Genomic DNA, 25,458 nt, shown 5'->3' on the forward strand with positions numbered 1-25,458 from the left:
GTGACCTGGCCAACCGCGTCACCCGATACAGGACCGGTATCGCAACGTGCACCGATGTGAAGGCGACGTGAGCGGGGTCACTTCTTGCTGTTGATCACGGCCTGCATCACGCTCTTCGCGATCGGGGCGGCGAGACCGCCACCGGAGATGTCACCGCGATCGGCCGCACCGTCCTCGACGACCACGGCGACGGCGACCGGCGAGCTGCCGTCGCTGAGCTTGGCGTACGAGATGAACCAGGCGTACGGCTTCTCCTTGTTGTTCACGCCGTGCTGCGCGGTACCGGTCTTGCCGCCGACGGTGACGCCGCCGATCTTCGCCCTGCCGCCCGTGCCCTGGGGGTCGTTGACGACGGTCTCCATCATGTCCTGGAGCTTTTGGGCTGTCTCCGAGGAGACGGCCTGGGACAGGGTCTCGGGCTCGTGCGTCTCGATGATGTCGAGGTTGGAGGCGCGCAGCTGGTCGACCATGTACGGCTTCATCAGCTCGCCGTCGTTGGCGACGGCGGAGGCGACCATGGCCATCTGCAGCGGGGTGGTGCGGTTGGAGGCCTGACCGATGCCGTCCATGGCGTTCTGCGGAGCGTTGTCCTCGGGGTAGACGCTCTCGGCGGCGCGGACCGGGACGTCCAGCTCGGCTTCGTTGAAGCCGAACTTCTCGGCCTGCTCGATCATTTTCTCGTTGCCGACGTTGTCCGACATCTTCGCGAAGACGGTGTTGCAGGAGACCATCAGCGCGTAGCGCAGGGTGGCGTTCTTGCACACGCCGTGCTCGTTGGTGAGGTCGGTCTTCGTGCCGGGCAGCTGGTACGGGTCGGGGGTCTTCGTCTTGTCGTCGATGCCCGAGACGATGCTGTTCTCCAGCGCCGCGGCGGCCGTGACGACCTTGAAGGTGGAGCCCGGCGGGTAGGTCTCGCGCAGCGCGCGGTTCAGCATCGGCTTGTCGGGGTCCTTCTCCAACTTCGAGAAGGTCTCACCATCCTTGTTGCTGATGCCGGCGAAACTCGACGGGTCGTACGACGGCGTGGAGGCCAGGGCGAGGATCGCGCCGGTCTTGGGGTCGAGCGCGACGACGGCACCCTTCTTGTCGCCGAGGCCGTTGAAAGCGGCCTTCTGCGCGGCGGCATTCAGAGTGGTGACGACGCTGCCGCCCTCCTTCTTCTTGCCGGTGATCATGTCCAGCGTGTTCCGGAAGAAGAGGCGGTCGTCGTTGCCGGTGAGGATGCCGTCCTCGAGGCTCTCAAGCTGGTTCGCGCCGACAATCTGTGAGGAGTAGCCGGTGACAGGCGCCCACATCTCGCCGTTCTTCCAGGTGCGCTTGTACTTGTAGTCCGTCCCCTTGGTGGCGACCGACCCGGTGATGGCCTTGCCGTCGACGATGATGTCGCCGCGTGGGGTGGCATAGCGCTCGATGGCCACCCGACGGTTCTTGGTGTCCGTCTTCAGGGAGTCGGCCTGGACGTACTGAATCCAGTTGTCGCGGATGAGCAGGGCCAGGACGAGAAGCCCGCAGAAGATCGCGATCCGGCGCAGGGGCTTGTTCACGGTCGGACCACCTGGGTCATCTCGGCGTCGGGGGACGGAGCGGGGGACGGCGCCGGGCGGCGCGCCGTGTCGCTTACGCGCAGCAGGATGCCGATCAGTGCCCAGTTGGCGATGACGGAAGAACCGCCGTACGCCAGGAAGGGCAGGGTCATACCGGTCAGCGGAATCAGACCCATGACGCCGCCGGCGACGACGAACACCTGAAGGCCGAAGGCACCGGACAGGCCGATGGAGAGCAGCTTGCCAAAGGGGTCACGGGCGGCGAGGGCGGTACGGATGCCGCGTTCGATGATCAGCCCATAGAGCAGCAAAATCGCCATGACGCCGGCCAGGCCCAGTTCCTCGCCGAAGGTGGCGAGGATGAAGTCGGAGTTGGCGGCGAAGCCGATGAGGTCGGAGTTGCCCTGGCCGAGGCCGGTACCGAGGGTGCCGCCGGAGCCGAAGGCCCACAGGGCCTGCATGGCCTGCTCGGAGTGGATTCCCGCGGCGCCGGATTGACTCAGGGTGTATTCGCGCATCGGGTCGAGCCAGGCTTGGACGCGCTGCTGGACATGCGACTCGAACGAGGCCACGCCGACCGCACCGACCGCGGACATCAGCAGACCGAAGACGATCCAGCTAGTGCGCTCGGTGGCGACGTACAGCATGATCACGAACATGCCGAAGAACAGCAGCGACGTACCGAGGTCGGTCTCGAAGACCAGGATCAGGATGGAGATGACCCACACGACGATGATCGGGCCGAGGTCGCGTCCGCGGGGGAGGTAGAGGCCCATGAAGCGGCGGCTGGCGAGGGCGAGCGCGTCACGTTTCACCATGAGATAGCCGGCGAAGAAGACCGCGAGGATGATCTTCGCGAACTCTCCGGGCTGGATGGTGCCGAGGCCGGGAATCGAAATCCAAATCTTGGCACCGAACGTTTCGGCCCCGAGACCAGGTACGAGAGGCAGCACCAGCAGCACCAGGGACGCCGCCATGGAGATGTATGTGTAGCGCTGCAGGACGCGGTGGTCCTTGAGGAGGATCAGCACGGCGATGAATAGCGCGACGCCGATCGCGGAGTTCAGCAGTTGCCGGGGCGAGGCCTCGAAGTACTCGCTCCGCAGTTGCAGCCGCGCCGACTGGTCCAGGCGCCAGATCACCACCAACCCCAGCCCGTTCAGCAGAGTGACCAGCGGCAGCAGCAGCGGGTCCGCATACGCGGCGAACTTGCGTACGACGAGATGGCCGATGCCGGCCATCACGCCGAGACCGATGCCATAGGCGGCCAGCCCTGCCGGGATCTCGTCGTTCAGGGCGAGACCCACGTTGACGTAGGCGAACACCGGGATGACGACCGCGAATGCCAGCAGTGCCAGCTCGGTGTTGCGTCGGCTCGGGGTGCCGATCGCGCCGATCGTGGACGTGTGCTGCGTCGACGGGTTGGTAGTACTGCTCATCGTATGACTGGGCCCCTCGCGGCTTGCCTACTGCTCACCGCACCGTGAGACCAGTTCCTGCTCCTCCTCCGAGAGGCTGGGGCCGGTCGACGGTGTGGGTGCGGTCTGGGTCGGGGTGGGGGACGTCGACGGTTTCGACGTCGGGGACGGTGTGGCCTTGGACGTGAGGGAGGTCTTCGTGGTTCCCGTGACTCCGCCGGCCTCGCCCGCGCCGGTCTTGGCGTTGCTGTCCGCCGCCTCGCGGCGCTCGGCGTTCTTCTTGCACGCCGACGCCTGGGTGGACAGCTCCGTGATCTTCTTCTCGGCGTTGCTCAGACCGCCCTCGGCGATCGTGGCCTCGACCAGCTTCTGCTGGTAGGGCGGGAGGTACTTGAGTTCGATCTCGGGGTGGTCCTTCTGCACCTTCGAGAGCGAGATCCACGCCAGGTCCTGGCTGATGCCCCGGTACAGCGCCACATGGTCGTCGTTGGCGCCGACGTAGTACTGCGTCTGGGTCCAGCGGTAACCGCCGTACAGACCCCCGCCGACCACGGCGAGGGCGAGGACGCCGAAGAAGGATCTCTTCAGCCACCTGCGCTTCTTGCGCGGCTTCACGAAGTCGTCGTCCGAGTAGTCGTCGAAGCTGCCCGCGGCCGGCATGTACCCGGTGGCGTCGCCGGAGCCGGGCGGGCCGAACTCGCCGCCACCCTGCCCGTGCCCCTGACGGCCAAGGCCCGAAGCACGGCCGGCCGGGGTCTGCATGATGCCGTTGTCCTGCAGGTGAAGCTGGTTCTCGGCGACCGCGCCGACCACGACCGGGGTGTCGGAGAGCTGCCCGGCGAGAGTGTCCCCGGTGTCGAGGTCGAGGACATCGGCGATGATCACCGTGATGTTGTCCGGGCCGCCGCCGCGCAGCGCGAGCTGGATCAGCTCCTGCACGGTCTCCTGCGGGCCCTGATAGCTGGCGAGGGTGTCCTCCATCGTCTGGTGGGACACGACGCCGGACAGTCCGTCGGAGCAGATCAGGTACCGGTCGCCGGCCCGCACCTCACGGATGGAGAGGTCCGGCTCGACGTGGTCGCCGCTGCCCAGCGCGCGCATCAGCAGGGAGCGCTGCGGGTGGGTGGTGGCCTCCTCCTCGGTGATACGGCCCTCGTCGACCAGACGCTGCACCCAGGTGTGGTCCTGGGTGATCTGGGTGAGGACGCCGTCCCTGAGGAGGTACGCGCGGGAGTCGCCGACGTGCACGAGGCCGAGTCGCTGGCCGGTCCACAGCAGGGCGGTGAGCGTGGTGCCCATGCCCTCCAGCTGGGGGTCCTCCTCGACCATGGAGCGCAGCTGGTCGTTGGCGCGCTGTACGGCGGTGCCGAGCGAGGTGAGGATGTCGGAGCCGGGGACGTCGTCGTCGAGCGTGACGAGGGTGGAGATCACCTCCGAGGAGGCCACCTCGCCGGCCGCCTGGCCGCCCATGCCGTCGGCGATCGCGAGCAGCCGGGGACCGGCGTAGCCCGAGTCCTCGTTGCCCTCGCGGATCATGCCTTTGTGCGATCCGGCGGCGAAGCGCAGTGACAGACTCATGCGCACCTCGCCCGTCGGCTCCGGGTACATCCGCACGGTGCCCACCCTCCGGTCGGGAGCGCGCCGGGGCCCCTGGTGGGGGACTCCGCTGCGTGCTCGCTCCGCTCGCGCCTATTCATGATGTAGCACTACTTCCGCAGCTCGATGACGGTCTTGCCGATGCGGATCGGCGCGCCGAGCGGAATCGGCGTGGGAGTCGTCAGTCGGTTCCGGTCGAGATACGTGCCGTTGGTGGACCCCAGGTCCTCGACGATCCACTGGCCGTCGCGGTCCGGGTAGATCCGGGCGTGCCTGCTGGAGGCGTAGTCGTCGTCCAGCACGATCGTGGAGTCGTGCGCGCGGCCCAGCGTGATGGTCTGGCCCTGCAGCGCCACGGTGGTGCCTGTCAGCGTGCCCTCGCTGACGACGAGTTTGGTCGGGGCGTTACGCCCGCGGCGGCCGCCGCCTGTTGCGGGCGCGGGCTGCTGGCCGCGCTGCTGCGGTGGGGCGGCCTGGCGGGCGGCCGCAGCCGGCCGCGCGCTCTCTCGGCGCGACCCCCGCTGGGTGACGCGCGTACCGAACAGGTCGCTGCGGATGACCTGCACGGCCACGATCACGAACAGCCACAGTACGGCCAGGAAACCCAGCCGCATGACCGTGAGGGTCAGCTCTGACATTGCCCCCGCTTCACCCTTCGGCTTGCCGGTAAATGATGGTGCTGCTGCCCACGACGATCCGCGAGCCGTCGCGGAGCGTAGCGCGGGTGGTGTGCTGCCCGTCCACCACGATGCCGTTGGTGGATCCGAGATCCTGGATCGTCGAGGGCGTTCCGGTCCGGATCTCGCAGTGCCGGCGGGAGACGCCGGGGTCGTCGATCCGCACGTCGGCTTCGGTGCTGCGTCCCAGCACCAGCGTCGGGCGGGAGATCTGATGGCGGGTGCCGTTGATCTCGATCCAGTAGCGCATGCGGCCGCCGGCCGCCGGAGCGCCGGGCGGCCGCTGGCCGAGCGGGGCGACGCCGGGGCGGCCACCGCCGGGCGGCGGCGCGGCCGGCATGGGCGGGGCGCCCGCGGGTGCCGCGGTGGGCGGGTAGCCGTAGCCGCCGGGGCGGCCGGCGGCGGGGCTCGCCGGGGCGCCGGAGGGCGCCTGCTGGTCCGTGGATCCGGCGAGCGTACGGCTGCGCACCCGGTACAGACCGGTGTCCAGGTCGTCGGCCTTCTCCAGATGGACCTTGATGGGGCCCATGAAGGTGTAGCGCTGCTGCTTGGCGTAGTCGCGCACCATGCCGGCGAGCTCGTCGCCGAGCTGGCCGGAGTAGGGGCTGAGGCGCTCGAAGTCGGGCGTGCTCAGTTCCACGATGAAGTCGTTGGGGACGACCGTGCGGTCGCGGTTCCAGATGGTCGCGTTGTTGTCGCACTCCCGCTGGAGTGCTCCCGCGATCTCCACGGGCTGGACCTCGGACTTGAACACCTTGGCGAAGGTGCCGTTGACCAGACCTTCGAGACGTTGCTCGAACTTCTTCAGGACTCCCATGGGGCACCTCCTCCGTCGTCACCGCTCTGCGTACCGTGTCGGTACTGCTTACTGATCGTATCCACGCGCCGGGAAATCGGCTGGTTCCCCCGGTCGGCCCGGTCGACCGGTGTCACCCGGTATCGGCGCCCACTGGAGTCCCCTGCCGGATTCCCACCGGAGCTCCTCTTCGAACTACCTCGTCCGAACTCTGCCAAGGATCGTAGAGGCGGTGCGAGACCAGTGTCCCGCACCGGACTGTGCGCCCCGTCCCTCTCCTGTGGAGATGGCCGGGACCGGTACGAGGTTGATACGTGAACCAGCACTCGTTGATACGCGGCCGGAGGGGCCGTGCGTTCGGTCCGTGCCGGTCGGCCCTGTCACGTCGCCGCAGCGGGGCCGGCCGTGCGGAAGGGATGTGAAGCCACCGTCCCCAGCGTGCTAATCTTCTCGATGTCGGAAGGCGCCGAGACCGCAAGGAACGGGGCCTGAGGGCACACCCAATGCGCGGGTGGCGGAATAGGCAGACGCGCTGGATTCAGGTTCCAGTGCCCGCAAGGGCGTGGGGGTTCAACTCCCCCCTCGCGCACAGCGAAGCGGCCCCATCGTAATCACGATGGGGCCGCTTCTTTTTGTGCGCTCGCCAACCGCTCGGCAGGGCTGGATGCGCGATTGTGTGGCTGTGAAGTGTGAGGAGTCTCTCAGGGGGCTTCGGTAAGGGCTTTCGGCTTCCGGTGGTGCGGAACGGCACGGGGGCGTGCCGAGCTTGGCGTGCGCGGTCGCGGGTGGTGTTCGGGTCAGCGTCACGAGAATCGTCGTAGACGTTGCAGATGGGCATACCTGCGATGTTTCACGTGAAACGGTGCCGCGTGGTGCATCGGTCGCTCTCTCTCGGTGTTGGTTCCGCGAAACCGGTCAGCGCGACAATTCGCTCAACGTTCGCATTTTCGAACGGGCTTCTCGCTTCTCCCCCACCTGCCAGAGACGAGGCGTACATGGCACCGCCGCTCTCCACGTGGTCGGTGCGGCCGTTCGCGCTGAGGGACGTGACGCTCGGCCGGGGCCTGTTCGCCGACAAGCGTCAACTGATGCTCGACCACGGGCGTGGCTACGACGTCGACCGTCTGTTGCAGGTCTTCCGGGCGAACGCGGGACTCTCCGCCAAGGGCGCGGTCGCCCCCGGCGGCTGGGAGGGCGCACGGCCCACTCCGACAAGATCCGCTACATGCTCGACGCCCTGATCGAGGTGCGCGAGGTGCTGCGTGCCGACCCGCGCATGCTTGCCGGGGCCGAGAGGTTCGGCACCGCGCACGAGAACGTCCGGGGCTCCTACCAGTTCGTCGACCTGCCGGACAGCGTGAGTCATCTCGTGGTGACGATCGGCGGCGGCACCGGCACGCTCTACGTCAAAGGCAGGGCCGTGGCGCGGAACACCTCGATGTCGCTCACACCTGCGGCTCTCGGCGCTCTGGCGAACCGTAAGTCCGGGCTCTCCGGCGATCTGCTGCCCTCCCTCGCCCCGGTGGACGGGCAGCCGCTGCACTACACGCTGGACGGCACCGCGTTCGCTCCCTTCCACGAAGGGAGCGAGGACCTGACCCACGCCTATATGAAGCGTGCCGAACCGAAGGTGGTCCTCGGCAGGACCGACTCGGGCGTCGCCAACCCGGCGAAATCCGACGGCACGACCCTGCTGGACGAGATTTGGGCCGGGGCGCCGTTCGCCGACAGGGACGCCCTGGTGGCGCGGGTGCGGTCGGCCGTCACCTCCTGGGTGTCGGCCGGACTGCCCAGCCGCGTTCCGCCTCCCGCGCGGCTACGCGGCGAGGCGGGCGGCCAGGGTCTTGGCCTTGGCGGCCGCGTCCTCGAAGGCCTTGGCCCGGGAAGCCTCCGCGAGGGGGACCAGCTCGCTCATCGCGGGGTTGTGCGCGGCCATCGTCAGCTCCGGGACGATGAAGTCGACCTCCAGCCCGAGCGTTTCGGACAGGAGTGCCGTCAGGTAGTTCTGCACGTACTCCAGGGGCTCGCGGGGCGTGCCCGGAGCGTAGGAACCGCCGCGGCTGGCGACGACGGTGACCGGGGTGCCCTTCGTCTTCGAGTCCTCGCTCAGGGCGGTGCGGCCGATGAGGACGACGTTGTCCAGCCACGCCTTGAGGGTGGACGGGATCGAGAAGTTGTACATGGGGGCGCCGATCAGGATCGCGTCCGCCTGCTCCAACTCCACGATGAGCTTCTCGCGCTCGGCGAAGGCCGCGGCCTGCTCGGGGGTGCGCGTGGCCGGGTCGGTGAAGCCGGCGGAGTGCGCGGCGGCGCTGATGTGCGGCACGGGATCGGCGTGCAGGTCGCGGTAGACGACCGTGCCGTCCGGATGCTGGTCCTCCCAGGCCTTGCGGAAGGCCTCCGTCACCGCGCGCGATGACGAGGCGCCGGCGGGAAACACGGACGAGTCCAGGTGCAGCAGCGTAGCCATGGAGAGCTCCAAGGGAAGTGGCTTTGTTTTCGTACTCGACTATGAATAACACAGTCACTTACTTTTTTTCATCCCCGTACTTCAAGCCAGTACTCTTGTTCTCATGGCGGAGCAGCAGCAGGGCATCCATGGCGCCGGGCCGTGTCAGCGGGTCGACGAAGGCATCACGCGTGTGTTCGCCCTGCTCGGCAAGCGGTGGACCGGTCTGATCGTGGCCGTCCTGATGCCGCATCCCGCACATTTCGTCGATCTGCGCAGGGCGATTCCCGGCATCAGCGAGCGCATGCTCTCCGACCGGCTCACCGAACTCGGCGCGGCCGGACTGGTGGTGCGCGAGGTCGACGACGGACCGCCGTTGCGCGTCACCTACCGGCTGACCGAGGCGGGTGCGGCGCTGGGACCGGCGCTGCGGGAACTCAAGGACTGGTCCGAGAGCCATCTCCCGCAGAGCGGGCCGTGTCCGGGGGCGGCGCGGCCGGCCTAGCGCGGGCGCCCTGGCGCGGCCGGCCAAGAGGTGTCCAGTGCTTCGCGGGTCGGCTCGGCAGTGGGTGGACGACCGGGGTTTTCGCAGGTGCGGGCGGGTGCGACACGGAGTTTTCCACAGGGTCTGACGCGTTTCGGCCACCGGCTGTAACGTCAGCACGAGTTGATGTTCGTGCGTGGACGTGTACGGGGGAGGCGGTCGTGATGACCGAGGCCGGTACGACGGCAGGGCCGGTGGCCGACGCGGAGTCGGCGCAGTCGCGGGTGGCCGGGGTGGAGGCGGCGGTGTCGCCGTCGGCCGCCGCGCGGGTGCCGGAGGTGCGCGGGTTCGCCCGGTGGCCGTCGGCGGGGTCGCCCAAGGACGAGGGAAAGGCGCTGCGCACGAGGGTGCCCCGCAGCGCGCACGCGGACCTGACGCTCACCACCGACCGGCCGGACGCGGTGTCCGCGGTCGAGGAGTCCAACCGCGGCCGGATCGCCGGCCTCACCCCGATAAGGGTCGGCAGGATGGCGGCCACCCCCTTCGCGTTCCTGCGCGGCTCGGCGGGCCTCATGGCCCACGACCTCGCCCGTACGCCGATGACCGGCATCGGCGCCCAGCTCTGCGGCGACGCCCACGCGGCCAACTTCGGCCTGTACGGGGACGCCCGCGGCGGACTGGTCATGGACCTCAACGACTTCGACGAGACCGTGCACGGCCCCTGGGAGTGGGACCTCAAGCGCCTCGCCGCCTCCCTGGTGCTCGCCGGCCGCGAGGCGGGTGCCGACGAGGACGTCTGCCGCAAGGCGGCCTACGACGTGACGGGTGCCTACCGGCGCACGATGCGCCTTCTCGCCAAGCTCTCGGCGCTCGACGCCTGGAACGCCATCGCGGACGAGGAACTGGTCTCCCACACCGACGCCCACGACCTGCTCGGCACACTGGAGCGGGTCTCGGAGAAGGCGCGTGCCAACACCAGCGGGCGCTTCGCGGCCAAGGCGACCCGCGCCGTGGAGGGCGGCGGCCGCCACTTCGTGGACGCCCCGCCGGTGCTGCGCCGCGTGGGGGACGCGGAGGCGGCCGCCGTGGCCACCTCCCTGGAGCAGTACCTGACCACGCTGACGGAGGACCGCCACCCGCTGCTCGCCCGGTACGCCGTGCACGATGTGGCGTTCCGCGTGGTCGGCACCGGCAGCGTGGGCACCCGCTCGTACGTCGTCCTGCTCCTGGACCACCGCGGGGAGCCGCTCGTCCTCCAGGTGAAGGAGGCCCGCCCCTCGGCGCTGGAACCGCACCTCGCGACAGCCGGCTTCGAGGTGCCGGAGGTGGACCACGAGGGCCGCCGGGTGGTGCTCGGCCAGAAGCGCATGCAGGTCGTCAGCGACATGCTGCTCGGCTGGACCTCGGTCGACGGACTCCCCTTCCAGGTACGTCAGTTCCGCAACCGCAAGGGCAGCGTCGACCCCGCGGCCCTGGCCGCCGACCAGATCGACGACTACGGCCGCATGACCGGTGCTCTCCTCGCCCGCGCCCACGCTCACAGCGCCGACCCGCGCCTCATCGCCGGCTACTGCGGCAAGAACGACGAACTGGACGAGGCGACGGCCACGTTCGCCGTGACCTACGCGGACCGTACCGAGGCGGATCACGCGGACCTGGTGACGGCGGTGCGGGCGGGACGCGTCGCGGCGGAGGTGGGGGTCTGAGCGAGGGCCGGTGGAGGGTGCCCGGGGGTACCGAGCGGGCCGAGCGTGGCCGGCCGGGCGGCTGGGTGGCGCGGGCCTCATCGCTCCGTTCGTCGTCCTCGGCGGCTTTCGCCGGGGGTCGCAGCCGTGGCCTAGGCTGGGTCGGGTGACGACCCCGGAAGCCGAGCAGACACCGTCCGAGCGCCCCACCGAGCCCGGGCGGCCCGATGAGGGCACCGAGCCCGTCGAAGGCGCGGCACCGACCGAGGGCGCCGAGGGCACGGCGTCCGCCGGGAGTGGGGCCTCCGCCGAGGGCGGCTCGGGGCGGCCCGAGGAGCGGCTGGAGCGAGCCGTGCGGGCGGCCGAGCAGGCGCTGATCGAGTACGAGATCGCCGTCGAGACCTTCCGGGTCGAGGTGGAGAACTTCTCCCGGTTGCACCACCAGAAGCTCGGCCCCGTGTACGCGCGGCTCGACGAGCTGGACGCCCGGATCGCCGAGGCGAAGGCCGCGCGCACCGGTGACCCCGAGGATGTGCGCAAGGCCCAGGAGGCGCGGGCCCGGGTCATGCCCATGCCGGGCGTGGAGGAGCTGTTCCACGGCTGGATGGACTCGGAGGGCCTGTTCCCCGAGGCCGCGGCCATGCTCACCGATCAGCCCGTACGGTCGCCGGAGCGGGTGCGGCCGAGCGACGAGGCTCGCCGGCTCTACCGGGAACTGGTCCGCAAGGCCCACCCCGACCTGGCCCAGGACGACAAGGAGCGGGTGCGGCGGGACGAGTTCATCGCCCGTGTGAACGCGGCGTACGCTCGGGGCGACGAGGTCCTGCTGCGGGAGCTGTCCGCGGAGTGGGCGGCCGGGCCCGTGGAGCAGGAGCGCAGGCCGAGCCGGGCCGAGGAGCTGTACGCCCGGCTCGAATGGCTCGCCCAGCGCAAGGAGTTGCTCGCCCTCGTGGCCAAGGAGCTGGAGGAGGGTGCCATCGGGTCGATGCTCCGTCTCGCCCCGGAGGACCCCGACCGGCTCCTCGAAGAGATCGCCGACCAGTTGCTGGCGGAGGTCGAACAGCGGGAGACCGAGCTGGCGGAGCTGCTCGGCCGGGACGATTAGCCGGGGGTCGGGTCGGGTAGCGTCGTGCGCATGCAATCCGGATCTGGTGTGCCCACGGTCGAGGTCGGAGACCTCAAGGACGACGACTTCCTGCTGGACGTCCGGGAGGACGACGAGTGGCAGGCGGGTCACGCCGAAGGGGCGCTGCACGTTCCCATCAGTGAGTTCGTGTCGCGCTACGGCGAGGTGACCGAGGCGGCTCCGCAGGACGGCAGGATTCATGTGATCTGTCGTTCGGGCGGTCGTTCGGCGCAGGTCACCATGTATCTCGTCCAGCAGGGCATCGACGCCGTGAACGTGGACGGCGGCATGCAGATGTGGGCGGCAGCCGGCCGCCCGGTGGTGGACGACAAGGGCGGGGCCGGGTTCGTTCTCTAGGGAGGACTGGGGGAACACCTGGGGGACGTCTCCCTGGGGGCAGGTGCCGGACCGTGGGCGCGTGGGGCGCGCAGACAGGACGTACGCGCGCCCCAGGGTGTGGTGTGCGCGGCCCTCAGCCCAGGGGGTGGGCAGCCAGAAGGTCACCCAGTGCCTCTTCGTGGGCCGCCGCGGGGCCGAGCGACAGTTCCAGGTGCTTGGCCCAGGCGTGATAGCGGTGCAGGGGGTAGTCGACGTCCGCGCCGAAACCCCCGTGCAGATGCTGTGCGGTCTGCACGACCCGTCGTACGCCCTCCGAGGCCCAGATCTTGGCCACCGAGACGTCTCCGGCGGCGGGCAGCGCACCCCCCGCCCCGGAAGTGATCCGCCAGGCGGCCTGCCACAGCGTCGCCTCCATCGCACGCAGGTCGATGAAGCGGTCGGCGGCCTGGACGGCGACGGCCTGGAACGAGGCGATCGGGAACCCGAACTGTTCGCGCTTTCCGGCGTATTCGCTGGTCATGTCGAGTACGGCCTCACCCAGACCGAGCGCCAGCGCGCAGGTGCCGGTGGCCAGCAGCTCCCGCAGCCGCTCCCACGCCCCCTCCGCGTCGATGACGTCCCGCGCGGCGATCCGTGCCGACTCCAGCCGCAGCTCCGCGAGGCGTTCACCGCTGGTGGAGATCTGCTCGGCGAGCGTCACGCCTGGGTGGACGCGTGGAACGAGGGCGAGCATGGCCCGTCCGTCGACGGCGGCCGTGTCCTGTCCGGTCCCGTCGGGCGAGAAGCCGGGGACGACGGACTCCGGCGCGACCGTGGCGGGTACGACGACGAAGTCCGCGTGGTGCGCCCAGGGCACCGCCGTCTGCACGCCGTCCAGGACCCAGCCGCCGTCGCTGTCCCGCCGCGCGGTCACGGCGAGTTCGGCGGGGTCGTGGCCGGTGCGGCCGTGCGCGGCGACGGTGAGGACGATCTCGCCCCGGCCGACGCGGGCGAGTAGATCCTCCTTCAGCTCCTCGCTCCCGTGCGCCTGGACGGCCACGGCGGCGGCACTGGTCTCCAGCAGCGGTCCCCTGGCCAGCACCTTGGCCGACTCGCGCAGCACCAGGCACAGCGCGATGGGGTCGAGCCCCGAACCGCCGTACGCCGGGTCCAGCAACAGGCTGAGGAGATCCGCGCCCGCGAGCTTCGCCCACAGGGGCCGGTCGAAGTCGTCGGCCACGGCCCCCGGCACGAGCGACGGGCTCGGGACGCCGTCCGGTGCCACCCCGGCGAAGACCGCCCGCGCCGCCTCGGCCGCCGCCTGCTGCTCCTCGGTGAAGGTGAAGTCCACGGTTCCGCCCTTCCGTGTCGCCGATGACAGGGCGTCAAGATAGAACAGGTTCTAGAAGAGGGGAATGGTGCGGAGCCGGCCGTCGGTCGCGCGACGGGCGAGGCGGGCGGCTGAGCGGCCGAAGCGGCTTTCGGGGAGAGGCGGACCACACCGCGCCGTAAGGTGTCCCCCGCTGTGGATAACCTCAAAGGCGCCGTGCGAGCGGTGTGACGATGTGACTGCTGTGACCATCGGGGCTGTGCCGGACGGATACGGCTGAGTAAGTTCCGGTGGGGAAGCGGACCGGGTCCGTAGGAATCGGGGAGCGGGGCGGAATGGACGCGAACGACGAGGTCTCGAACGCCCGGCGGGGGCCGGACGAGCCCGAGGGCTCCGACTCCGCGAGCGAGGCGGACCCGCGGGTGCAGCCGTCCCGGCAGACCCCGGACCCCGCCTCGTCCCCGGCCCAGGAGGCCGCCTCGTCCCCGGCCCAGGAGGCCGCCTCGCCGTCGGCTCCGGACCCCGTCACACCCTCGGCCCCGGCCCCCGCCTCGCCGTCGGCTCCGGACCCCGTCACACCCTCGACGGCAGACCCCGACACGGCCTCGACGCCGGTCACCGCTCCGGACCCATCCCCGGGCCCGGAGGCCTCCGGTATGGCCGCGCTCACCCTGCCGTACCAGATCGCCGTGGCGCTGGTGCTCGCGGTCGTGGCGGTGGTGACCTGCGTCCACCTCGGGCTGGTGTTTCTCCATATCGCGCCCTCGAACACGCTGACGAAGCAGCACGGTCGTGCGGTGGACGAGTGGGTGTATCCGGAGTTCGAGCAGAACTGGAAACTGTTCGCGCCGAACCCGTTGCAGCAGAACATCGCCGTGCAGGCGCGCGCCGAGGTCCGCACCGCCGACGGTGAGACACGCGAGACCGGCTGGTACGACCTGTCCGCGCTGGACGGCGCCGCGATCGACAGGAACCCGGTGCCGAGTCACACCCAGCAGAACGAACTGCGCCGGGCCTGGGACTTCTACGTCGCCACGCACGACAACGACCATCGCGCCACCACCTCGCGCGGCGAGCTGTCCGAGCGCTATGTGCGCCGGATCGTGGTGATGCGCCTGGACCGCGAGCGGGCCGGCGAGCCGGGCGGTGTGATCGAGCGGATCCAGCTCCGGTCCCGTACCACCAACGTGCCGGCGCCCGAGTGGAGCGAGGAAAAGGTGTCCGACAAGCCAGTCGTCCGTGAGCTGCCCTGGTGGCAGGTGACCGACGACGACCGGACGGACGCCGCCGCCGACGCGGGCAGGGCCGGCCGGTCCGCCACCGGCCGGACGGAGGCGAGCGCCGAATGAGCGGCTCCGTGACTGCGACCGACCCGGTCCGCCGAGGGAGCCCCCTCGTGCGTCTGACCGCCGCGATAGGCAACGGGATCACCCGCGTGACGGATCGCGCGCTGGGCCCGTACCAGAGCGCGATCGTCCGCATCGGCTTCTCCGCGACATGGCTGCTGTTCCTGCTGCGCGAGTTCCCGCACCGACGCGAGCTCTACGGCCCCGACGGGCCCTGGAGCTGGGAGCTGGCCCAGCAGCTGACCGCGAGCAACGACGCGTTCACGGTGCTGATGTGGTCCGACAGCATGGTGTGGTTCGAGATCGTCTACGCCGTCGCCGTACTGTCCACCTTCCTGCTGCTGCTCGGCTGGCGCACCCGCGCCATGAGCGTGCTCTTCATGATGGGTGTGCTCTCGCTGCAGAACCGCAGCGTCTTCATGGGCGACGGCGGCGACAACGTCCTCCACCTCATGGCGATCTACCTCGTCTTCGTCCGCTGCGCCCAGGTCTGGTCGCTGGACGCGCGGCGCGCACGGCGTGGACGCGAGCGCCTGGAGCTGGACGGCGGGGCACCGGAGGACCGGGTCGGTCCCGCGCTGTGGTGCGTGCTCGGGTTCGCGCTGCTGCTGGCGACGTTCGGCGGTCTGATCCCCGGCGGTCTGCTGGGCGGCTGGCTGACGTTCTTCTGGGGCCTCTGGGTGGTGCACGCCCTGTGGTGGGCCGCCGGGCGCGTCGCGTCGGACACCAAGCCGCGCGCGCTGCTCGACATCGTCGGCAACCTCACGCACAACGCCGCTCTCGTCGTGATCATGGCCGAAGCCTGTCTGATCTACGCGGCGGCGGGCTGGTACAAGATCCAGGGTGGGCGCTGGCAGGACGGGACGGCGGCCTACTACCCGTTCCACCTGGACTACTTCTCGCCCTGGGCCTCGCTCTCCGACCTGCTCTCGTCCAGCGGCACGATGGTGATGCTGGTGACGTACGGGACGGTGATCGTGCAGGTCGCCTTCCCGTTCACGCTGTTCAACCGGCGCGTCAAGAACGTCCTGCTGGCGGTGATGATGACCGAGCACGCCGTGATCGCCGTAGTGCTGGGGCTGCCCTTCTTCTCGCTCGCGATGATCGCCGCCGACGCCGTCTTCCTGCCCACGTCCTTCCTGAAGCGCCTCGGCGCACTGGTGGCACGCGCGCGTGAGCGCGTCGTGCGTCGCGTCCTGCCGGGGCGCGCCCTCACGATCCCGGGCCCGCGCCGGCCACCGGTCCCCGACGAGGCGGAGGCGGCCGAGCAGGCGCACGTAGGCTTCAGGGCATGAACGATCCGGTGAGCGGACCAGCGGGCGGACCAGCGGGCGAACCGGCGGCGCGACCCGTGGCCGGCCCGGCGGGAGATGCCGAGGCCGGACGGGCGGCCGCGGAGGCCGCCCGGCCGTCGGCGGTCGGTCCCGTGGGGGCATGGCACCGCCTCGCCGCCGCCTCCGTCCTGCTCGACGGTTTCCACGCTCTGAAGCACGCCGTGCGCTTCGGCGCGCAGGTGCCGGTGGCCGTCACCGCCGACCGCACGGCGGCCCTCGCCCTCGCCGACGACCTGGCCCCGGACGTACGGGACCGGCTCGAGGACCTCCTCCAGGAAGTCCCGGAGGAGACGTACCGGGCCCTCGTGCCGCGCCCGCACCCCACCGCCGTCGCCGCCCTGGCCGTACGTCCCCCGCGCGCGGCCCATCTGGCGGCTCTCGCCGGTCTCCCGCGCGCCGCCCCCGTGGTCGTCCTCGACAACCCGCGCAACCTGGGCAACGCGGGTGCCGTGATCCGGCTGGCCGCCGGGTTCGGGGCGACCGGCGTGGTCACCACGGGCACCCTGGACCCCTGGCACCCCACGGTCGTGCGCGGCGGGGCGGGTCTGCACTTCGCCACGGCCGTCGAGCGCCTGGAGGTGGCCGATCTGCCTCCCGGCCCGCTCTTCGCGCTCGACCCGGAGGGCGACGACATCCGGGGACTGAAGCTCCCGGACGACGCCGTCCTCGCGTTCGGCTCCGAGCGCAGCGGCCTGTCGACCGACCTGCGTGCCCGCGCCGACCACCTGCTGTCCCTCCCGATGCGCCCCCAGGTCTCCAGCTACAACCTGGCGACGAGCGTGGCGATGACGCTGTACCACTGGAGCGCGGGTTCCTTCCGAGGGACGGGCTGAGGAAACCGAGCCGAGGGAACGCGCAGAGCGCGCGCCCCTAGCGGAGCGCGTCGCTGCGGACCTCGACCACCCGGAAGCGGTTGGCGACGAAGGCTCCGTCGCACAGGGCCGCGTTCGCCGCCGGGTTGCCGCCGGACCCGTGGAAGTCCGAGAACGCCGCCGTCTGGTTCACGTACACCCCGCCCGTGAGGTTCAGCGACAGCTGCGCGCACTCCTCCAGGCAGACCTCCTCGACGGCCTCGGCCACCTCGTCGGAGGTCGTGTACGCGCCGACGGTCATCGCGCCCTTCTCACCGATGGTCCGGCGCAGCAGCTCCAGCCCCTCCGCGGCCGAGTCGACGGCCACGGCGAACGACACCGGCCCGAAGCACTCGCTCAGGTAGGCGGCCTCGTCCTCCGCGCCCTCCCAGTACTTCCGCGCGCCGTCGAGCTTCACGATCACCGGTGTGCGGACGACGGCGTCCGGGAACTCGGGGTTGGTGATCTCCCGTGAGGGGAGCGCGACTTCGCCGAGCGACGCGGCCGCTTCGAGGCGGGACTTGACGTCGGGGTTCACGATCGCGCCGAGCAGCGCGTTCGCGCGCGCGTCGTCGCCCAGCAGACCGTCGACCGACCGGGCGAGGTCGGCGACGACCTCGTCGTAGGACTTGGCGCCCTGGTCGGTGGCGATGCCGTCGCGGGGGATGAGCAGGTTCTGCGGGGTGGTGCACATCTGGCCGCTGTACAGGGACAGGGAGAAGGCCAGGTTGGAGAGCATGCCCTTGTAGTCGGCGGTGGAGTCGATCAGCACCGTGTTGACGCCGGCCTTCTCGGTGTAGACCTCCGCCTGGCGGGCGTTGGCCTCCAGCCAGTCGCCGAAGGACGTCGAGCCGGTGTAGTCGATGATGCGGATCTCGGGGCGGGTGGCCAGGTCCTTGGCGATGCCCTCGCCGGGCCGTTCGGCGGCCAGCGCGACCAGGTTGGGGTCGAAGCCGGTCTCGGCGAGGACCTCGCGGGCGACCTGGACGGTGAGGGCGAGCGGCAGCACCGCGCGCGGGTGGGGCTTCACGAGGACCGCGTTGCCGGTGGCGAGGGAGGCGAACAGGCCCGGGTAGCCGTTCCACGTGGGGAAGGTGTTGCAGCCGATGACGAGGGCGGTGCCGCGCGGCACCGGCTTGAACTTCTTGGTGAGCGCGAGCGGGTCGCGCTTGCCCTGGGGCTTGCTCCACTCCGCGGCGTCCGGGGTGCGGACCTGCTCCGCGTACGCGTACGCCACCGCCTCCAGGCCCCGGTCCTGGGCGTGCGGGCCGCCGGCCTGGAAGGCCATCATGAAGGCCTGGCCGCTGGTGTGCATGACGGCGTGGGCGAATTCGTGGGTGCGGTCGCTGATGCGCTTGAGGATCTCCATGCACACCGCGGCACGCGCCTCCGCTCCCGCGTCGCGCCACGCGCGCCGGCCCGCCCTCATGGCGGGCAGCAGCGTGTCGAGGTCGGCGTGCGGGTAGGTGACGCCCAGCTCGATGCCGTACGGCGAGACCTCGCCGCCCACCCAGTCGTCGGTGCCGGGTTGGCCGAGGTCGAGACGGGTGCCGAGGAGGGCGTCGAAGGCTGCCTTGCCCTCGGCCATCCCCAGGCTGCCGTTCTCGCCGTAGGCCTTGGGGTGCTCGGGGTGGGGCGACCAGTACGCGCGGGTGCGGATCGCTTCCAGCGCCTGGTCGAGGGTGGGCCGGTGCTTGGCGATCAGGGCGTGCGCGGACGGTTCGGCGGCCATGCTTGACCAACTCCTCACGTCAGACACTCTTCTTCGAGCTCTGACCTGGGCAGGAACAGAATCAGGGGGTGGCGCGGAGCGCCTCGTGCGGGGTGGTGGTGGGCGACGGGTGGGCGGACAGAGTTAGAGTAACCGAACGATCGGTCGGGACAAGGGGGTCCGCCGCATCTGTGGACAACCCCGTGCGGGAGGATCGCGCACATGACAGGACTCGACCCCGGCAGCCCCGTGGCCGTCGTAGGCGCCGGCACCATGGGCCAGGGCATCGCCCAGGTCGCGCTGACCGCGGGCCATCTCGTACGGCTGTTCGATGCCGCGCCCGGCCGTGCGCGGGAGGCCGCCGAGGCGATCGGTGCCCGGCTCGACCGGCTCGTCGCCAAGGACCGCATGACCGGTGCCGACCGGGACGCCGCGCGCGCCCGGCTGCACGCCGCCGAGGATCTCGCCGACCTCGCGGACTGCGGTCTGGTCGTCGAGGCGATCCTGGAGCGGCTGGACGCCAAGCAGGAGCTGTTCCGCGCGCTGGAGGACCTCGTCGGCGAGGACTGCCTGCTCGCCACCAACACCTCGTCCCTGTCCGTCACGGCCATCGGCGGCGCCCTGCGCAACCCGGGCCGCTTCGTGGGCCTGCACTTCTTCAACCCCGCGCCGCTGCTGCCCCTCGTCGAGGTGGTCTCGGGCTTCGCCACCGACGTGACGTCGGCCACGCGCGCGTACGAGACGGCCCGCGCCTGGGGCAAGACGCCCGTCGCCTGCGCCGACACCCCCGGCTTCATCGTCAACCGCATCGCACGGCCGTTCTACGCCGAGGCCTTCGCGGTGTACGAGTCGCAGGCCGCCGAGCCCGTCACCATCGACGCGATCCTGCGCGAGTGCGGCGGCTTCCGGATGGGCGCCTTCGAGCTGACCGACCTGATCGGGCAGGACGTCAACGAGTCCGTCACCCACTCCGTGTGGCAGGCCTTCTTCCAGGACGTGCGCTTCACGCCCTCACTGGCCCAGCGCCGGCTCGTCGAGTCCGGCCGGCTCGGCCGCAAGACGGGCCAGGGCTGGTACGACCACACCGACGACGCCGAGCGACCCGAGCCGCACACCGCCGACCCGGTCCCGCCGCCCGCGTACGTCGTCGTCGAGGGCGACCTCGGCCCCGCCGGCGACCTGCTCGCGCTCCTGCGGGAGGCGGGCATCCCGGTCCGCGAGGACGAGGAGGACCACGGCACCCGGCTCGTCCTGCCGAGCGGCGGCCAGTTGGCCCTCGCCGACGGGCAGACCTCAGTGGAGTTCCGGGACGTCGTCTACTTCGATCTCGCACTCGACTACCGCAGGGCCACCCGGATCGCCCTGTCCGCCTCCCAGGACACCTCGCCGCAGACCCTCACGGAGGCCATCGGTCTCTTCCAGGCGCTCGGCAAGGACGTCAGCCTCATCGGGGACGCCCCCGGCATGATCGTCGCCCGCACGGTCGCACGGATCATCGACCTCGCGCACGACGCCGTCGCCAAGGGGGTGGCCACCAAGGAGGACATCGACACGGCGATGCGCCTGGGCGTCAACTACCCGCTGGGGCCCTTCGAGTGGAGCCGCAGGCTGGGCCGCAACTGGGCGTACGCCCTCCTGGACGACCTGCACCTGCGCGACCCCTCCGGGCGCTACGCGCCCTCGCTGGCGCTCTACCGCCACGCCTACGCCTCCGACAAGCGGGAGGGCACGTCCTCATGACGACCGCCAAGCGCGACACGTACACCCCCGAGACGCTGCTGTCGGTCGCGGTCCGGGTCTTCAACGAACGCGGCTACGACGGCACCTCCATGGAGCACCTCTCCAAGGCGGCCGGTATCTCCAAGTCGTCGATATACCACCACGTCACGGGCAAGGAGGAACTGCTGCGCCGGGCCGTCAGCCGGGCGCTGGAGGGTCTCTTCCAGATCCTCGACGAGGAGCCGGCGCGCTCGGGTCGCGCGGTGGAGCGCCTGGAGCACGTCGTACGGCGCATGGTCGAGGTGCTCCTCGACGAGCTTCCCTATGTGACCCTGCTGCTGCGGGTGCGCGGCAACACCGCCGCCGAGCGCTGGGCGCTGGAGCGGCGCCGCGACTTCGACCACCGGGTCGCCGAGCTGCTCAAGGCCGCGGCCGCCGAGGGCGATGTGCGCCGGGACGTGGAGGTGCGGCTCGCGACCCGGCTCGTCTTCGGCATGATCAACTCGATCGTCGAGTGGTACCGGCCGGAAGGCCGGGGCATGGGCGAGCGGGAAGTGTCCGAAGCCGTGGCCCATCTGGTCTTCTCGGGACTGCGGGCCCAGGACTGACGGACTGCGGGCGTGGGGGCTGAAGGTTGTGGACTCGGGGCTGAAGGCGTGCGGGCTCAGGGCTGACGGGCTGCGGGCGCAGGGCTGACGGGCTGACGGGCTCAGGCCCAGGGCTGACGGGACCGCGCGTCAGGACCGGTCGCGGGAGGTCCGGTCCCCGGGCAGCCGCCTGATGCCGCCGTCTGCCGCTGGTCCCGCCGCGCGCCGCCGGCCCCGCTGCCCGGGGACGATTCACCCCTCCGGTTCCACGTCCTCCTCCTCGAAGACCAGCAGGGTCCGGGTGCTGAGCACCTCCGGGATGGCCTGCAGCTTGGTGAGGACGACTTCGCGCAGGGCCCTGTTGTCCGAGGTGTGCACCAGGAGCAGGACGTCGTAGTCGCCGCCCACCAGCGCGATGTGGGCGGCGCCGGAGAGCTGGCGCAGCTGGTCGCGGACCGTCCGCCAGGAGTTCTGCACGATCTTGAGGGTGATGTAGGCCGAGGTGCCCTTTCCGGCACGCTCGTGGTTCACGCGCGCCCCGAAGCCACGGATCACGCCGTCCTCGACGAGGCGGTTGATGCGGGCGTAGGCGTTGGCGCGGGAGACGTGGACGCGTTCGGCGACGGACCGTATCGAGGCGCGGCCGTCGGCCTGCAGCATGCGCAGGATGTCCTGGTCTATGGCGTCCAGCGGTCGAGGGGGCGGCAGGGCCGGGCCGTGCTCGGGCGGCTCGGCCATTTGTTCAGGTGCCATGTGCCCCTGCCTCCCTGCCATGGACGGACTGCGTTCATTCCAGGCTGTGCAGAACCGTTTGTCCACAGCCTGAGGGTGCCTGTAGCCAAAATGCGTCAGCGACCGAACAATCGGTAGGTGAGGCGTGTCACAACCCGTGCCACGTCCCTGAGCCACTCCCACGAGGAGGTGCCGTATGACGGTCATGGAGCAGCGGGGCGCGTACCGCCCGACACCGCCGCCCGCCTGGCAGCCCCGCACGGACCCCGCGCCGCTGCTGCCCGACGCGCTGCCGTACCGCGTGCTCGGCACGGACGCGGCGGCCGACGCCGACCCCGCGCTGCTGCGCCGGCTCTACGCCGAGCTGGTGCGCGGCCGTCGCTACAACACGCAGGCCACCGCCCTGACCAAGCAGGGCAGGCTCGCCGTCTACCCCTCCAGCACCGGTCAGGAGGCGTGCGAGGTCGCCGCCGCGCTCGTCCTCGAAGAGCGGGACTGGCTCTTTCCCAGCTACCGCGACACGCTCGCCGCCGTCGCCCGTGGCCTCGACCCCGTGCAGGCGCTCACGCTGCTGCGCGGTGACTGGCACACCGGCTACGACCCGCACGAGCACCGGGTCGCCCCCCTGTGCACCCCGCTCGCCACCCAGCTCCCGCACGCCGTGGGCCTCGCGCACGCCGCCCGCCTCAAGGGCGACGACGTGGTCGCGCTCGCCCTGGTCGGCGACGGTGGCACCAGCGAGGGCGACTTCCACGAGGCGCTGAACTTCGCCGCCGTCTGGCAGGCGCCGGTCGTCTTCCTCGTCCAGAACAACGGCTTCGCGATCTCCGTCCCGCTCGCCAAGCAGACCGCCGCCCCGTCGCTGGCCCACAAGGCCGTCGGCTACGGGATGCCGGGCCGCCTGGTCGACGGCAACGACGCGGCGGCCGTGCACCAGGTGCTCGCCGAAGCCGTTGCCCACGCGCGCGCGGGCGGCGGTCCCACGCTGGTCGAGGCGGTGACGTACCGCATCGACGCCCACACCAACGCCGACGACGCCACCCGCTACCGGGGCGACGCCGAGGTCGAGACCTGGCGCGCGCACGACCCGATCACCCTCTTGGAGCACGAGCTGACCGAGCGCGGCCTCCTCGACGAGGACGGCATCCGGGCGGCCCGCGACGCCGCCGAGACGATGGCGGCCGACCTGCGCGAGCGCATGAACCAGGACCCGGTCCTCGACCCCATGGACCTCTTCGCCCACGTCTACGCCGAGCCCACCCCCCAACTGCGCGAACAAGAAGCCCTGCTCAGGGCCGAGCTGGCGGCGGAACACGAAGGGGCGCATCGATGACCACCGTCGCCGTCAAGCCCGCCACCATGGCGCAGGCGCTCAACCGCGCGCTGCGCGACGCCATGACCGCCGACCCCACCGTGCATGTCATGGGTGAGGACGTCGGCGCCCTCGGCGGTGTCTTCCGGGTCACCGACGGGCTCGCGAAGGAGTTCGGCGAGAACCGGGTCACCGACACCCCGCTCGCCGAGGCGGGCATCCTCGGCACGGCCGTCGGCATGGCCATGTACGGGCTCAGGCCGGTGGTGGAGATGCAGTTCGACGCGTTCGCCTACCCGGCGTTCGAACAGCTCATCAGCCATGTAGCCCGCATGCGCAACCGCACGCGCGGAGCGATGCCGCTGCCGATCACCATCCGGGTCCCGTACGGCGGCGGAATCGGCGGCGTCGAGCACCACAGCGACTCCTCCGAGGCGTACTACATGGCGACTCCGGGCCTCCATGTCGTCACACCCGCCACGGTCGCCGACGCCTACGGGCTGCTGCGCGCCGCCATCGCCTCCGACGACCCGGTCGTCCTCCTGGAGCCCAAGCGCCTGTACTGGGCGAAGGACTCCTGGAACCCCGAGGAACCGCAGGCCGTCGACCCGATCGGCCGCGCGGTCGTGCGCCGCCCCGGCCGCAGCGCCACCCTCATCACCTACGGGCCGTCCGTGCCCGTCTGTCTGGAGGCCGCCGAGGCGGCCACGGCCGAGGGCTGGGACCTCGAAGTCGTCGACCTGCGCTCCCTGGTGCCCTTCGACGACGAGACGGTCGCCGCGTCGGTGCGCAGGACCGGCCGGGCCGTCGTCGTGCACGAGTCCGGCTCCTACGGCGGGCCGGGCGGCGAGATCGCGGCCCGTGTCACCGAGCGCTGCTTCCACCACCTGGAGGCGCCCGTGCTGCGCGTCGCCGGGTTCGACATCCCGTACCCCCCGCCCATGCTGGAGCGGCATCATCTGCCCGGCGTCGACCGGATCCTGGACGCCGTGGGGCGCCTGCAGTGGGAGGCGGGGAACTGATGGCCCAGGTGCTGGAGTTCAAGCTGCCCGACCTCGGTGAGGGGCTGACCGAGGCCGAGATCGTGCGCTGGCTGGTCCAGGTCGGGGACGTCGTCGCGATCGACCAGCCGGTCGTCGAGGTCGAGACGGCCAAGGCCATGGTCGAGGTCCCCTGCCCCTACGGCGGTGTCGTCACCGCCCGCTTCGGCGAGGAGGGCACCGAACTGCCCGTGGGCGCGCCGCTGTTGACGGTGGCCGTGGGGGCGCCCGCCTCGGACGCCACCGCCGACGAGGGCTCCGGCAACGTGCTGGTCGGATACGGCACCGGGGCACCGCCGGCGCGACGCAGGCGGGTGCGGCCCGGGGAGCCGCTCCGGCCCACCGCCCCCGCCGAGCCGTCGGCTCGGCGCACCACCGTCGACGCGGCCCCCGTCGCGGTCGCCGCTCCCGCGTGCCCGGACGGACCCGTGCCGGTCATCTCCCCGCTCGTCCGCCGTCTCGCCCGCGAGAACGGCCTGGACCTGCGGAAGCTGCACGGCTCGGGCCCCGAGGGACTGATCCTGCGGGCGGACGTGGAGCACGCGCTGCGGGCCGCCACGGCCCCCGCTCCGGCGCCGAGCGCCATGACCGCGCAGCCGGTCGCCGCGCCCGCACCCGCCGAAGCCCCCTCCGTCACTCGGATCCCTCTGCGCGGCGTCCGGGGCGCCGTCGCCGACAAGCTCTCCCGGAGCCGGCGCGAGATCCCCGACGCGACCTGCTGGGTGGACGCCGACGCGACGGAACTGATGCGCGCCCGTACGGCGTTGAACGCGGCCGGCGGCCCGAAGATCTCCGTCCTCGCGCTCCTCGCCCGGATCTGCACCGCCGCTCTGGCCCGTTTCCCGGAGCTGAACTCGACCGTCGACATGGAGGCCCGCGAGGTCGTCCGGCTCGACCGGGTGCACCTCGGGTTCGCCGCGCAGACGGAACGGGGGCTGGTCGTGCCCGTGGTCCGGGACGCGCACACCAGGAACGCGGAGTCGTTCGCCACCGAGTTCGCCCGGCTGACCGAGGCGGCGCGGACCGGGACACTGACGCCCGGCCAGCTGACCGGCGGGACCTTCACCCTGAACAACTACGGCGTCTTCGGCGTCGACGGCTCCACCCCGATCATCAACCACCCCGAGGCCGCCATGCTCGGCGTCGGCCGCATCGTCCCCAAACCGTGGGTGCACGAGGGCGAGCTGGCGGTACGGCAGGTCGTGCAGCTCTCGCTCACCTTCGACCACCGGGTGTGCGACGGCGGCACGGCGGGCGGCTTCCTGCGCTTCGTGGCGGACTGCGTCGAACAACCGGCGGTGCTGCTGCGCACGCTCTGAGCGGCGGAGGAACCCGGTCGGGGCCGATCGACCACCGCGGGCGGACCCGACCGGGCCCGGGGCGCGCCGTCTCCCCCGCGTTCC

General features: G+C 71.2%; 22 protein-coding genes, 1 tRNA gene and 1 pseudogene. 15 read left to right on the forward strand and 9 right to left on the reverse strand.

Annotated elements, in window-relative coordinates; genetic code table 11:
* Positions 1 to 77 precede the first annotated feature (77 nt).
* From STRBO_RS0100135 to STRBO_RS0100155, 5 genes are all read right to left on the reverse strand, one after another.
* On the reverse strand, positions 78 to 1,544 hold the full coding sequence (locus STRBO_RS0100135; protein ID WP_005483017.1) for a penicillin-binding transpeptidase domain-containing protein: 1,467 nt from the start codon (positions 1,542 to 1,544) through the stop codon (positions 78 to 80).
* Positions 1,541 to 2,983, reverse strand: coding sequence for an FtsW/RodA/SpoVE family cell cycle protein (locus STRBO_RS0100140; RefSeq protein WP_005483032.1), 1,443 nt, complete (start codon positions 2,981 to 2,983; stop codon positions 1,541 to 1,543). The genes STRBO_RS0100135 and STRBO_RS0100140 overlap by 4 nt, the downstream gene beginning before the upstream one ends.
* Before the next feature lie 27 nt (positions 2,984 to 3,010).
* A complete protein-coding gene (locus STRBO_RS0100145; protein ID WP_202500224.1) occupies positions 3,011 to 4,540 on the reverse strand; it encodes a Stp1/IreP family PP2C-type Ser/Thr phosphatase in 1,530 nt (509 codons plus the stop codon).
* 128 nt (positions 4,541 to 4,668) lie between these two features.
* Positions 4,669 to 5,196: an FHA domain-containing protein FhaB/FipA gene (locus STRBO_RS0100150; protein ID WP_005483036.1), complete on the reverse strand. Its 528-nt coding sequence runs from the start codon at positions 5,194 to 5,196 to the stop codon at positions 4,669 to 4,671.
* A 10-nt stretch (positions 5,197 to 5,206) separates the two neighbouring features.
* Positions 5,207 to 6,052, reverse strand: a complete 846-nt coding sequence (locus tag STRBO_RS0100155) for an FHA domain-containing protein (protein WP_005483038.1) — start codon at positions 6,050 to 6,052, stop codon at positions 5,207 to 5,209.
* Positions 6,053 to 6,536: 484 nt separating this feature from the next.
* Between STRBO_RS0100155 and STRBO_RS0100160 the strand changes: the two genes are divergently transcribed.
* The 3 genes and pseudogenes from STRBO_RS0100160 to STRBO_RS45805 form a co-directional block, all read left to right on the forward strand.
* A tRNA-Leu gene (locus tag STRBO_RS0100160) sits at positions 6,537 to 6,620 on the forward strand.
* Positions 6,621 to 7,026: 406 nt separating this feature from the next.
* Entirely contained in the window at positions 7,027 to 7,272 is a 246-nt protein-coding gene (locus STRBO_RS45800) for a hypothetical protein (RefSeq protein ID WP_005483040.1), read from the forward strand.
* Positions 7,273 to 7,508: 236 nt separating this feature from the next.
* Positions 7,509 to 7,829, forward strand: a pseudogene (locus STRBO_RS45805) (beta-L-arabinofuranosidase domain-containing protein); the annotation flags it as partial.
* Positions 7,830 to 7,847: 18 nt separating this feature from the next.
* Here the strand turns inward: STRBO_RS45805 and STRBO_RS0100175 are convergent.
* Positions 7,848 to 8,501, reverse strand: coding sequence for an FMN-dependent NADH-azoreductase (locus STRBO_RS0100175; protein WP_020113584.1), 654 nt, complete (start codon positions 8,499 to 8,501; stop codon positions 7,848 to 7,850).
* A 103-nt stretch (positions 8,502 to 8,604) separates the two neighbouring features.
* Here STRBO_RS0100175 and STRBO_RS0100180 point away from each other — a divergent pair, with 103 nt between their 5' ends.
* The 4 genes from STRBO_RS0100180 (at position 8,605) to STRBO_RS0100195 (ending at position 12,132) form a co-directional block, all read left to right on the forward strand.
* The gene (locus STRBO_RS0100180) at positions 8,605 to 8,985 is read left to right on the forward strand and encodes a winged helix-turn-helix transcriptional regulator (protein ID WP_005483042.1); all 381 of its coding nucleotides are present in this window, start codon (positions 8,605 to 8,607) and stop codon (positions 8,983 to 8,985) included.
* A gap of 203 nt (positions 8,986 to 9,188) precedes the next feature.
* A complete protein-coding gene (locus STRBO_RS0100185; RefSeq protein WP_020113585.1) occupies positions 9,189 to 10,670 on the forward strand; it encodes a DUF2252 domain-containing protein in 1,482 nt (493 codons plus the stop codon).
* A gap of 145 nt (positions 10,671 to 10,815) precedes the next feature.
* Positions 10,816 to 11,754: a J domain-containing protein gene (locus tag STRBO_RS0100190; protein ID WP_005483044.1), complete on the forward strand. Its 939-nt coding sequence runs from the start codon at positions 10,816 to 10,818 to the stop codon at positions 11,752 to 11,754.
* Positions 11,755 to 11,802: 48 nt separating this feature from the next.
* A complete protein-coding gene (locus STRBO_RS0100195) occupies positions 11,803 to 12,132 on the forward strand; it encodes a rhodanese-like domain-containing protein (RefSeq protein WP_005483045.1) in 330 nt (109 codons plus the stop codon).
* A gap of 115 nt (positions 12,133 to 12,247) precedes the next feature.
* Here the strand turns inward: STRBO_RS0100195 and STRBO_RS0100200 are convergent, their stop codons facing one another.
* Positions 12,248 to 13,444, reverse strand: coding sequence for an acyl-CoA dehydrogenase family protein (locus STRBO_RS0100200; RefSeq protein ID WP_005483047.1), 1,197 nt, complete (start codon positions 13,442 to 13,444; stop codon positions 12,248 to 12,250).
* Positions 13,445 to 13,758: 314 nt separating this feature from the next.
* Between STRBO_RS0100200 and STRBO_RS0100205 the strand changes: the two genes are divergently transcribed.
* The 3 genes from STRBO_RS0100205 to STRBO_RS0100215 are packed head-to-tail and all read left to right on the forward strand — an operon-like array spanning position 13,759 to position 16,936.
* Positions 13,759 to 14,772 (forward strand): DUF5819 family protein, encoded by a 1,014-nt coding sequence (locus STRBO_RS0100205; protein ID WP_005483048.1) that lies wholly within the window; start codon positions 13,759 to 13,761, stop codon positions 14,770 to 14,772.
* Positions 14,773 to 14,819: 47 nt separating this feature from the next.
* Positions 14,820 to 16,064 carry an HTTM domain-containing protein gene (locus STRBO_RS0100210; protein WP_005483049.1) on the forward strand — a complete coding sequence of 415 codons (1,245 nt, stop codon included), beginning with the start codon at positions 14,820 to 14,822 and terminating at the stop codon, positions 16,062 to 16,064.
* Positions 16,061 to 16,936: a TrmH family RNA methyltransferase gene (locus STRBO_RS0100215; RefSeq protein ID WP_237547721.1), complete on the forward strand. Its 876-nt coding sequence runs from the start codon at positions 16,061 to 16,063 to the stop codon at positions 16,934 to 16,936. The genes STRBO_RS0100210 and STRBO_RS0100215 overlap by 4 nt, the downstream gene beginning before the upstream one ends.
* Positions 16,937 to 16,973: 37 nt before the next feature.
* On the opposite strand, the gene paaN is transcribed toward STRBO_RS0100215, so the two are convergent.
* Positions 16,974 to 18,686: a phenylacetic acid degradation protein PaaN gene (gene paaN, locus STRBO_RS0100220; protein ID WP_005483051.1), complete on the reverse strand. Its 1,713-nt coding sequence runs from the start codon at positions 18,684 to 18,686 to the stop codon at positions 16,974 to 16,976.
* Positions 18,687 to 18,887: 201 nt separating this feature from the next.
* On the opposite strand from paaN, the gene STRBO_RS0100225 reads away from it, so the two are divergent.
* Together STRBO_RS0100225 and STRBO_RS0100230 are read left to right on the forward strand one after the other, a co-directional pair.
* A complete protein-coding gene (locus STRBO_RS0100225) occupies positions 18,888 to 20,405 on the forward strand; it encodes a 3-hydroxyacyl-CoA dehydrogenase (protein ID WP_005483052.1) in 1,518 nt (505 codons plus the stop codon).
* Positions 20,402 to 20,992: a TetR/AcrR family transcriptional regulator gene (locus tag STRBO_RS0100230; RefSeq protein ID WP_005483053.1), complete on the forward strand. Its 591-nt coding sequence runs from the start codon at positions 20,402 to 20,404 to the stop codon at positions 20,990 to 20,992. The genes STRBO_RS0100225 and STRBO_RS0100230 overlap by 4 nt, the downstream gene beginning before the upstream one ends.
* 231 nt (positions 20,993 to 21,223) lie before the next feature.
* Here the strand turns inward: STRBO_RS0100230 and STRBO_RS0100235 are convergent, their stop codons facing one another.
* Positions 21,224 to 21,709 carry an Lrp/AsnC family transcriptional regulator gene (locus STRBO_RS0100235; RefSeq protein WP_005483056.1) on the reverse strand — a complete coding sequence of 162 codons (486 nt, stop codon included), beginning with the start codon at positions 21,707 to 21,709 and terminating at the stop codon, positions 21,224 to 21,226.
* A gap of 190 nt (positions 21,710 to 21,899) precedes the next feature.
* On the opposite strand from STRBO_RS0100235, the gene pdhA reads away from it, so the two are divergent.
* From pdhA to STRBO_RS0100250, 3 genes are read left to right on the forward strand one after another with little or no spacing between them, the layout of a single operon-like run.
* Entirely contained in the window at positions 21,900 to 23,036 is a 1,137-nt protein-coding gene (pdhA, locus tag STRBO_RS0100240; RefSeq protein WP_005483057.1) for a pyruvate dehydrogenase (acetyl-transferring) E1 component subunit alpha, read from the forward strand.
* A complete protein-coding gene (locus tag STRBO_RS0100245) occupies positions 23,033 to 24,037 on the forward strand; it encodes an alpha-ketoacid dehydrogenase subunit beta (protein WP_005483058.1) in 1,005 nt (334 codons plus the stop codon). The genes pdhA and STRBO_RS0100245 overlap by 4 nt, the downstream gene beginning before the upstream one ends.
* On the forward strand, positions 24,037 to 25,374 hold the full coding sequence (locus STRBO_RS0100250; RefSeq protein ID WP_020113586.1) for a dihydrolipoamide acetyltransferase family protein: 1,338 nt from the start codon (positions 24,037 to 24,039) through the stop codon (positions 25,372 to 25,374). The genes STRBO_RS0100245 and STRBO_RS0100250 overlap by 1 nt, the downstream gene beginning before the upstream one ends.
* The last annotated feature ends 84 nt before the right edge of the window (positions 25,375 to 25,458 follow it).

The sequence above is a fragment of the Streptomyces bottropensis ATCC 25435 genome, from assembly GCF_000383595.1.
In the GTDB taxonomy this organism is placed as follows: domain Bacteria; phylum Actinomycetota; class Actinomycetes; order Streptomycetales; family Streptomycetaceae; genus Streptomyces; species Streptomyces bottropensis.

What these genes read in the sequence shown, in the direction of transcription:
- STRBO_RS0100250 (WP_020113586.1), top strand. Translation starts at nt 24,037, where the DNA reads ATGGCCCAGGTGCTGGAGTTCAAGCTGCCCGACCTCGGTGAGGGGCTG.
- STRBO_RS0100155 (WP_005483038.1), bottom strand. Translation starts at nt 6,052, where the DNA reads ATGGGAGTCCTGAAGAAGTTCGAGCAACGTCTCGAAGGTCTGGTCAAC.
- STRBO_RS0100180 (WP_005483042.1), top strand. Translation starts at nt 8,605, where the DNA reads ATGGCGGAGCAGCAGCAGGGCATCCATGGCGCCGGGCCGTGTCAGCGG.
- STRBO_RS0100245 (WP_005483058.1), top strand. Translation starts at nt 23,033, where the DNA reads ATGACCACCGTCGCCGTCAAGCCCGCCACCATGGCGCAGGCGCTCAAC.
- STRBO_RS0100230 (WP_005483053.1), top strand. Translation starts at nt 20,402, where the DNA reads ATGACGACCGCCAAGCGCGACACGTACACCCCCGAGACGCTGCTGTCG.
- STRBO_RS0100145 (WP_202500224.1), bottom strand. Translation starts at nt 4,540, where the DNA reads ATGAGTCTGTCACTGCGCTTCGCCGCCGGATCGCACAAAGGCATGATC.
- STRBO_RS0100150 (WP_005483036.1), bottom strand. Translation starts at nt 5,196, where the DNA reads ATGTCAGAGCTGACCCTCACGGTCATGCGGCTGGGTTTCCTGGCCGTA.
- STRBO_RS45800 (WP_005483040.1), top strand. Translation starts at nt 7,027, where the DNA reads ATGGCACCGCCGCTCTCCACGTGGTCGGTGCGGCCGTTCGCGCTGAGG.
- STRBO_RS0100140 (WP_005483032.1), bottom strand. Translation starts at nt 2,983, where the DNA reads ATGAGCAGTACTACCAACCCGTCGACGCAGCACACGTCCACGATCGGC.
- pdhA (WP_005483057.1), top strand. Translation starts at nt 21,900, where the DNA reads ATGACGGTCATGGAGCAGCGGGGCGCGTACCGCCCGACACCGCCGCCC.
- STRBO_RS0100185 (WP_020113585.1), top strand. Translation starts at nt 9,189, where the DNA reads ATGACCGAGGCCGGTACGACGGCAGGGCCGGTGGCCGACGCGGAGTCG.
- STRBO_RS0100205 (WP_005483048.1), top strand. Translation starts at nt 13,759, where the DNA reads ATGGACGCGAACGACGAGGTCTCGAACGCCCGGCGGGGGCCGGACGAG.
- STRBO_RS0100215 (WP_237547721.1), top strand. Translation starts at nt 16,061, where the DNA reads ATGAACGATCCGGTGAGCGGACCAGCGGGCGGACCAGCGGGCGAACCG.
- paaN (WP_005483051.1), bottom strand. Translation starts at nt 18,686, where the DNA reads ATGGCCGCCGAACCGTCCGCGCACGCCCTGATCGCCAAGCACCGGCCC.
- STRBO_RS0100225 (WP_005483052.1), top strand. Translation starts at nt 18,888, where the DNA reads ATGACAGGACTCGACCCCGGCAGCCCCGTGGCCGTCGTAGGCGCCGGC.
- STRBO_RS0100175 (WP_020113584.1), bottom strand. Translation starts at nt 8,501, where the DNA reads ATGGCTACGCTGCTGCACCTGGACTCGTCCGTGTTTCCCGCCGGCGCC.
- STRBO_RS0100235 (WP_005483056.1), bottom strand. Translation starts at nt 21,709, where the DNA reads ATGGCCGAGCCGCCCGAGCACGGCCCGGCCCTGCCGCCCCCTCGACCG.